The organism is Nocardia sp. NPDC004582 (assembly GCF_053602115.1).
In genome coordinates, this window is record NZ_JBSGCY010000206.1 from 1 (window position 1) to 8440 (window position 8440).

The following is an 8440-nucleotide window of genomic DNA, read 5'->3' on the forward strand; positions in this document are numbered from 1 at the left end:
GGTCCACGCCGAGCCTGAGCTGGGTGAGATCGTTGCTGCCGATGGAGATTCCGTCGATCCCGAGCTCCACGTACTCGGGCAGCCGGTACACCACCACTACAACGCCAACCCGGATTCGGTCCGTGCCGCGCTCAAGGCGCTGGTCACCATGTCCCGTGCCGGGGCCGAGCCGCGGCCCAGCTGGGCGGTGCTCGGCGAAATGGGTGAACTGGGCGAGGAATCCGTTCTCGAACACGACAAGATCGGCCGCCTGGTGGTGCGCCTGGACGTGGACCGGCTGATCGTGGTCGGTCAGGGCCGTCCGGTGCGCGCCATGTTCCAGGGCGCCGTGCAGGAGGGCTCGTGGGGTGAGGAAGCCATCCACGTGCCCGATATCGACTCGGCCATCGCGCTGCTCGACGAAGAACTCGAGCCGGGCGCGGTGGTCCTGGTGAAGGCATCCAAGTCCGTCGGTCTCTGGACCGTCGCCGAACACCTGATCGGTGCGGAGCAGGAGGCCGCTCGATGACCCAGATTCTCTTGTCGGCCGCGATCGCGCTGACCGTCTCGATTCTGCTCACCCCCGTGGTGATCCGCTATTTCGCCAAACAGGGCTTCGGCCAGGAGATCCGGGTCGACGGCCCGGAGAGCCACAAGGCCAAGCGCGGCACCCCGACCATGGGTGGCGTCGCCATCATCATCGGCATGTGGGCCGGTTACCTGGGCTCGCACCTGATCTCGATGACCTACGGCGAGCCGGGCCCCTCGGCCTCCGGCCTGCTGGTCATGGGCCTGGCCACCGCGTTGGGTTTCGTCGGCTTCACCGATGACCTGATCAAGCTGCGCAAGCAGCGCAACCTGGGTCTGACCGCGGCCGGCAAGTACATCGGCCAGCTCACCTCGGCGGTGGTGTTCGGTGTTCTGGCCTTGCAGTTCAAGAACATTCACGGCCTCACCCCCGGCGACAAGCGGCTGTCCTACACCCGCGACATCAACACCCTGTCGATGAGCGTGGTGGTGTTCCTGGCGTTCGTCTGCCTCATCGTGGTGGCCTGGTCCAACGCGGTGAATCTGACCGACGGCCTGGACGGTCTGGCCGCGGGCTCGATGAGCCTGGTGCTGGGCGCGTACATGATCATCACCTTCTGGCAGTGGCGTAACTCCTGCTCCGCGCACGCGGTGGCGGGCTGCTACCAGGTGCGGGATCCGCTGGATCTGGCGCTGGTGTGCGCGGCGGGCGGTGCGGCCTGTATCGGCTTCCTGTGGTGGAATGCCGCGCCCGCCAAGATCTTCATGGGCGACACCGGTTCGCTGATGCTGGGCGGTCTGCTCGCGGGCCTGTCCATCACCACCCGCACCGAGCTGCTGATGGTCGTCATCGGCGCGCTGTTCGTGGCCGAGACCACCTCGGTGGTGCTGCAGGTGGCGGTGTTCCGCGCGACCCGCAATCGGCTGTTCAAGATGGCACCGTTCCATCACCATTTCGAGCTGAGCGGGTGGGCCGAGACCTCGGTGATCATCCGGTTCTGGTTGCTGGCCGGTATGGCCTCGGCGATCGGACTGGGCCTGTTCTACAGCGAATACCTCTCTGCGGCAGGGTGAGACAGCAATGGCCGAACATTCTCCGAGGGTCCTGCGGTCGCCGGGGCCCATGCTCGAATTCCTGCGTGGCCGTGATGTGCTGGTCGCCGGGTGGGGTGTCTCCGGGCGTTCGCTGATCGAACCGCTGCGCGATATCGGTGCGCGGCCGGTGGTCACCGACAGTGGCGCCAAGGCGCTGGCCGAGGCCGCCGAACTGGGTCTGGGCACCGCCACCAGCGCGGATCTGCTGGAACCGGACGCGCTGCGCCGCTTCGCGCTGGTCATCACCAGCCCGGGCTGGCGGCCGGATTCGCCGGTGCTGGCGTCTGCGGTGACCGAGGGCATCCCGGTGTGGGGTGACGTCGAGTTCGCGTGGTGGGTCGATCAGGCCCGCATCTACGGTCCGGTCCGTAAGTGGCTGGTGGTCACCGGCACCAATGGCAAGACCACCACCACCCAGATGACGCACTCGATCCTGCGCGCCGCCGGTATCCCGTCGGTGGCCTGCGGCAATATCGGGCTGCCGATCCTGGACGCGCTGCGCCGCAATCCCGGCCCGCAGATCCTGGCGGTGGAGCTGTCCTCGTTCCAGCTGCACTGGGCTCCGTCGGTCCGCCCCGAGGCCGGGGTGGTGCTGAATGTGGCCGAGGATCACCTGGATTGGCACGGCGGCCTGGACGCCTACGCCGCCGCCAAGGCGCGCGCGCTGACCGGCCGGGTCGGCGTGGTCGGCCTCGACGATCAGGTGGCCGCGGCGCTGGCCCGCAAGTCCAAGGCGCGCCGCACCGTCGGCTTCCGCATCGGCGTGCCCGCCGACGGCGAGCTGGGCGTGGTGGACGGCAAGCTGCTGGACCGCGCCTTCACCAAGGCCGCCATCCTGGCCGAGACCGGCGACATCAGCCCGCAGGGCCCGGCGGGCGTGGCCGACGCGCTGGCCGCGGCAGCGTTGACCCGGGCCATCGACGTGGCCCCGCAGTTCGTCAAGGAGGGCCTGCAGGAGCACCGGGTCGGCCCGCACCGGGCGGCGTTCGTGCGCGAGTTGTCGGGCGTGGAGTTCGTCGACGATTCCAAGGCCACCAACCCGCACGCCGCGCGTTCCTCGATCCTGGCCCACCCCAATGTGATCTGGGTGGCGGGCGGTCAGCTCAAGGGCGCGGGCGTCGAGGACCTCATCGAGGAGTGCCGCGAACACCTGGTCGCGGCCGTGCTGTTCGGGCAGGACGCGGCCGTGATCGCGGCCGCACTCGCGCGACACGCCCCCGATGTCCCGGTGGTGGAGCTGAATTCGGGGGACGATGCTCGAATGGGTGACCCCTTCACCGAGATCGAGCCCGAAGCGGTGATGGCGCGCGCGGTCCGCGTGGCGGCCGGTTTCGCCCATCGCGGCGATACCGTGCTGCTGGCTCCGGCCGCGGCATCCCTGGACATGTTCGCCGACTACACGCACCGCGGCCGCAGTTTCGCCGCCGCCGTGCAGGCCCTGGACGAGAAGGACATCGGGAGAACAGAGTGACAGCGGCGACACCGCGGCGGGCCGCGCCGGCAGCAGACCGGCGGGTCGGCGACAAGGGTCCACAGCGTCTGCGAACCGGATGGTTCGTCGCATGGCTGGCCCGCCCGCTGGCGTCGTTCCACCTGGTGGTGGCGATCGCGGTGTTGCTCACCGTGCTCGGCCTGGTCATGGTGCTCTCGGCCTCCAGCGTGGAGTCCTATGCCGGTGGCGGCTCGGCCTATTCGCTGTTCTTCACCCAGGCGGTGCTGGCCTGCGTGGGCGCGGTGCTGTTCTATATCGCGCTGCGCATCCCGATGCGGGTGATGCGGCAGCTGTCGTTCCCGGTGTTCGCGTTGTCGGTGGTACTGCTGGTGCTGGTGCTGATCCCCGGCGTCGGCACCAAGGTGCAGGGTTCGCAGCGCTGGTTCGACCTGGGCGTGGTGTCGGTGCAGCCCTCGGAGATCGCGAAAGTGACGCTGGTGGTGTGGGGTTCGCACCTGCTGGCGTCGCGGCAGTCCGAGAAGGCCGGGTACAAGGACATTCTCATGCCGCTGGTGCCGGCCGGACTGCTGGTCTGTCTGCTGGTGGTGCTCGAGCCCAACCTGTCCACCACCATCGCGCTGGGCATCGTCTTGACCTCGCTGCTGTGGTTCGGCGGGCTGCCGCTGCGGATGTTCGTCACCATCGCGGTGTCCGGCGCGGTCGCCGCGGGCATCCTCGCGCTCTCGGCCGGGTATCGCTCGGACCGCATGCGCGCCTTCTTCAACCCGGGCGACGACCCGCAGGGCATCGGCTATCAGGCCCGCCAGGCCATGTATTCCCTGGCCGACGGCGGTATCTGGGGGCGCGGCCTGGGCCAGTCGCGGGCCAAGTGGAGCTATCTGCCCAACGCGCACAACGACTTCATCTTCGCCATCATCGGCGAGGAGCTCGGCTTCCTCGGCTGCGCGCTGGTGCTCGGGCTGTTCGCGCTGTTCGTCTACGCGGGCCTGCGCATCGCCTCGCGGTCGGTGGATCCGTTCATCCGGCTGCTCACCGCCTCGGCCACCACCTGGATCACCGGGCAGGCGCTGATCAATGTCGGCTACGTGGTGGGTTTGCTGCCGGTGACCGGTCTGCAGCTGCCGCTGGTCTCCGCCGGCGGCTCGTCGCTGGCCATCACCCTGTTCATGTTCGGCATCATCGCCAATGCCGCCCGGCACGAGCCGGAGGCGGTGGCGGCGCTGCACGCCGGGCAGGACGGCCGGTTCAGCCGCCTGTTGCGGCTGCCCAAGCCCGAGATGTACTCGCCCGCCCGGGCCGCGCGCGCCCGCGCCAAGGCGAAAGCGAACGGCAAGCCGAAGCCCAAGCCCAAGCCGAACGCGAAGGTGAAGTCCGCGCCGCAGCGGCGCGCGCTACCCTCGGGGCGGGGCCGGGGCGGCTCGGCGGAATCCCCCTCGCGGCGGTCGGTAGATTCGGATTCGGCCCGGCGCACCAGCCGTTCCACGGAATCGTGGCGCAGCACCCGGGCCTGGGAGCCCAACTATCCGATGAAACACGCCAGGGAACGGGGTAATTCGAGGTGACAGTGGAGCGGCCGGACAGTGATGTGGGTACCGCGGAAGCTCACACCGATCTACCCGACCATCTGCGGCGCGTGCACATGATCGGCATCGGAGGTGCCGGTATGTCCGGTATCGCCCGAATTCTGCTGTCGCGCGGCGGCATGGTGTCCGGTTCCGACGCCAAGGAGAGCCGTGGCGTGCTGGCCCTGCGGGCGCGCGGCGCGCAGGTGCGCATCGGCCACGACGCCTCGGCGCTGGACCTGCTTCCCGGCGGCCCCACCGCGGTGGTGACCACCTACGCCGCCATCCCCAAGACCAATCCCGAACTGGTGGAAGCCCATCGACGCGGGGTGCCGGTGCTGCTGCGCCCGGCGGTGCTGGCCTCGCTCATGCAGGGGCACCGGACGCTGCTGGTGTCGGGCACCCACGGCAAGACCTCCACCACCTCCATGCTGGTGGTCGCGTTGCAGCATTGCGGACTCGACCCGTCCTTCGCGGTCGGCGGCGAACTCAACGAGGCGGGCACCAACGCCCACCACGGCACCGGCGGCATCTTCGTGGCCGAGGCCGACGAGAGCGACGGCTCGCTGCTGCAGTACGCGCCCGATGTCGCGGTGGTCACCAATATCGAATCCGACCACCTGGACTACTTCGGCAGCGACGAGGCCTACGTCCAGGTCTTCGACGACTTCGTCGACCGGCTCGAACCGGGCGGCCGCCTGGTGGTGTGCCTGGACGATCCGGGCTCGCTGGGGCTGGCGCGGCGGTCGGCGGCCCGGCTGGCCGACGACGAGCGCGGGATCCAGGTGATCGGTTACGGCTCCGGCGATTTCGCCGAGCCGGGGCTGACGGTCGGCGCGCGGCTGCTGTCCTGGGAGCCGCGCGACGTCGGCGGCGTCGCGGTGTTCCAGCTCTCCGACGAGTCCGCGCCGCGCACCCTGCGGCTGTCGGTGCCGGGCCGGCACATGGCGCTCAACGCGCTCGGCGCGCTGCTGGCCGCCCGCGCCACCGGCGCCGATCTGGGTGAGATCATCCAGGGCCTGGAGGGTTTCGGCGGTGTGCACCGCCGCTTCCAGCTCACCGGGCGCGAGAACGGTGTGCGCGTCTTCGACGACTACGCCCACCATCCGACCGAGGTGCGCGCGGTGCTCTCCGCGGCGGCCGAACTGGTCGCGCAGGAGGCGCGCGACGGCGCGCGGTCGCGGCCGGGGAAGGTGATCGTGGTGTTCCAGCCCCACTTGTACAGTCGCACCGCCACTTTCGCCACCGAGTTCGGGGCGGCGCTGTCGCTGGCCGACGAGGTGGTGGTGCTCGATGTGTACGGCGCGCGCGAGGAGCCGCTGCCGGGTGTGAACGGCGCGCTGGTCGCGAGCGCGGTCACCAAACCCGTGCACTACCAGCCGGATATGTCGCGGGTCGGTAAGCAGGTGGGCGCGCTGGCGCGGCCCGGCGACGTGGTGATCACCATGGGCGCGGGCGATGTGACCATGCTGGGCAGCCAGATTCTGGACGGGCTGCGCGCACGACCCTCGCACGGGCGGTGAGCGCCGATGGGCTCGGGTGGGGGAGCGCTGGATCGGCCGGATCCGGCCGCGGACGACGCCTACGACACGGCCGCGCCCGATAGCGGCACGCGCGGTACCGATTCCGCCGACCCGGCCCCGGACGCGGCCGCCGACAGCGTGGCGGCCCGCCGGGCCCGGCTCAGACGCGGCCGGGAGCCGCGCGAGTCGCGGATCGCGGTCGCGTGGCGGTCGCGTGGGGTGCGGCTCGGGCTGTTCGCCGGTGTGGTGGGCCTGATCGCGCTCGGACTGGTCGCCTGGTTCACGCCCATGCTGTCGGTGCGCACGGTCGAGGTCGACGGACTGGCCGCGGTGCCGGAAGAGCAGGTGCGGCAAGCCCTACAGGTGCCCGACGGGCTGTCCATCCTGCGGCTGGACACCGACGCCATGGCCGAACAGGTCGCCCGGCTGCCCAAGGTCCGCTCGGTGCGGGTGCAGCGGGTGTTCCCGTCCACGGTCCGGGTGACGGTGGCCGAACGATCCCCGGTGCTGTACTTCGACAGTCCCGAAGGCGCCCATCTGCTCGATTGCGACAGCGTGGAATTCGCCATCGAGCCGCCGGGACCCGGTGTGCCCAAACTCGTGACCGAGCATCCGGGCGGAACGGACCCGGTGACCAAGGCGGCGGTGGCCGTGATGGCCGCCATTCCGATTCCGCTGCGCGATCAGGTCGGCGTGGGAGCGGTTGTGGCCCGCTCGGTTTCGGATATTGCCCTGGAGTTGCGTGACGGCCGTACCGTGCTGTGGGGCGGAACCGTGGACTCCTCACGCAAGGCCGCGGTGGTCGGACCCCTGCTTTCCCAGCCGGGCAAGGTATTCGATGTTTCGAGTCCGAATCTGGTCACGGTAAAGTGAGCGACACCCATTGGGCCGCCGAAATTTTCGGTGGTTTGCCGGAAGGGCACCGTCGGTTCCGATCCAGGACCGGAGGGCAACCGTCCACGATACGATGCTCGGGTGGGCCGGACGAGGCGAATCACACAAGATTCTGGCACTCGTCGCGGCGCGCCTGCGCCCGTAACGCGGTGGCTGCGAATACCGTTCGGCACCAGTCGGATACTTGACATAACGCTGAAGCTATGGTTGAGGGTTTATCGGACCGAGACCATTGCGTCGTTATATGTCGAGTAACCGAAGACGACACAAGCTGTTTCAGATCGAAGGAAGGCGAGAGCCCATGACGCCCCCGCACAACTACCTTGCTGTGATCAAGGTCGTCGGTATCGGCGGCGGCGGCGTGAACGCCGTCAACCGGATGATCGAGCAGGGACTCAAGGGAGTCGAGTTCATCGCGGTCAACACCGACGCGCAGGCGTTGCTGATGTCGGACGCCGATGTGAAACTCGATGTCGGCCGTGAACTCACCCGCGGTCTCGGCGCCGGCGCCGATCCGGAGGTCGGCCGCAAGGCCGCCGAGGACCACAAGGACGAGATCGAGGAAGTCCTCAAGGGCGCCGACATGGTCTTCGTGACCGCCGGCGAGGGCGGCGGCACGGGCACCGGCGGCGCGCCCGTGGTGGCCTCCATCGCCCGCAAGCTCGGCGCGCTCACCATCGGTGTCGTCACCCGGCCGTTCTCGTTCGAGGGCAAGCGTCGCAGCAACCAGGCCGAGGCCGGCATCCAGGCGCTGCGCGAGTCCTGCGACACCCTCATCGTCATCCCCAACGACCGCCTGCTCCAGCTCGGCGACGCGGCCGTGAGCCTGATGGACGCCTTCCGCTCCGCGGATGAGGTGCTGCTCAACGGTGTTCAGGGCATCACCGACCTGATCACCACCCCGGGTCTGATCAATGTCGACTTCGCGGACGTCAAGTCGGTCATGTCCGGCGCCGGCTCGGCGCTCATGGGCATCGGCTCCGCGCGCGGCGAGGGCCGGTCGGTGAAGGCGGCCGAGGCGGCGATCAATTCGCCGCTGCTGGAAGCCAGCATGGACGGCGCGCACGGTGTGCTGCTCTCCATCGCGGGCGGCTCGGATCTGGGTCTGTTCGAGATCAACGAGGCCGCCTCGCTGGTGCAGGAGGCCGCGCACATCGAGGCCAACATCATCTTCGGAACGGTGATCGACGACTCCCTCGGCGACGAGGTCCGCGTCACCGTGATCGCCGCCGGTTTCGACGGCAGCGGGCCCGCCCGCCGCATCGAACCCGCGGTCAGCCGGTTCCCCGGCACCCAGTCGAGCACCGCGACCGCCAGCGCCAGCGCCGGAAGCGTCAGCCGCACCACCGATTACACCCCGGCCCGCGCGGTCGAGCCCGCCCCGGCCGCGCGCCCGGAACCCGCGC

General features: G+C 69.6%; 7 protein-coding genes. All 7 read left to right on the forward strand.

What is annotated here, in order from left to right:
• A partial coding sequence (locus ACWELJ_RS31955) for a glutamate ligase domain-containing protein (protein ID WP_452369806.1) occupies positions 1-508 on the forward strand: 508 nt, incomplete at its 5' end.
• Positions 505-1581 carry a phospho-N-acetylmuramoyl-pentapeptide-transferase gene (gene mraY / locus ACWELJ_RS31960; protein ID WP_452369807.1) on the forward strand — a complete coding sequence of 359 codons (1077 nt, stop codon included), beginning with the start codon at positions 505-507 and terminating at the stop codon, positions 1579-1581. The genes ACWELJ_RS31955 and mraY, both read left to right, overlap by 4 nt.
• A gap of 49 nt (positions 1582-1630) precedes the next feature.
• Positions 1631-3073, forward strand: a complete 1443-nt coding sequence (gene murD, locus ACWELJ_RS31965) for a UDP-N-acetylmuramoyl-L-alanine--D-glutamate ligase (protein WP_452369811.1) — start codon at positions 1631-1633, stop codon at positions 3071-3073.
• Positions 3070-4617 carry a putative lipid II flippase FtsW gene (gene ftsW, locus ACWELJ_RS31970; RefSeq protein ID WP_452369808.1) on the forward strand — a complete coding sequence of 516 codons (1548 nt, stop codon included), beginning with the start codon at positions 3070-3072 and terminating at the stop codon, positions 4615-4617. Before murD ends, ftsW begins: the two co-directional genes overlap by 4 nt.
• A gap of 77 nt (positions 4618-4694) precedes the next feature.
• Positions 4695-6140 carry a UDP-N-acetylmuramate--L-alanine ligase gene (murC, locus tag ACWELJ_RS31975; RefSeq protein ID WP_452369812.1) on the forward strand — a complete coding sequence of 482 codons (1446 nt, stop codon included), beginning with the start codon at positions 4695-4697 and terminating at the stop codon, positions 6138-6140.
• A 6-nt stretch (positions 6141-6146) separates the two neighbouring features.
• Entirely contained in the window at positions 6147-7013 is an 867-nt protein-coding gene (locus ACWELJ_RS31980) for a cell division protein FtsQ/DivIB (protein ID WP_452369809.1), read from the forward strand.
• 322 nt (positions 7014-7335) lie between these two features.
• Positions 7336-8440 (forward strand): cell division protein FtsZ (gene ftsZ / locus ACWELJ_RS31985; RefSeq protein WP_452369810.1); only part of this gene is annotated, 1105 nt, incomplete at its 3' end.

Bases quoted from the DNA above. Each gene is read 5' to 3' on its own strand.
- ACWELJ_RS31980 (WP_452369809.1), top strand. From the start codon at position 6,147: ATGGGCTCGGGTGGGGGAGCGCTGGATCGGCCGGATCCGGCCGCGGAC.
- murD (WP_452369811.1), top strand. From the start codon at position 1,631: ATGCTCGAATTCCTGCGTGGCCGTGATGTGCTGGTCGCCGGGTGGGGT.
- mraY (WP_452369807.1), top strand. From the start codon at position 505: ATGACCCAGATTCTCTTGTCGGCCGCGATCGCGCTGACCGTCTCGATT.
- murC (WP_452369812.1), top strand. From the start codon at position 4,695: ATGATCGGCATCGGAGGTGCCGGTATGTCCGGTATCGCCCGAATTCTG.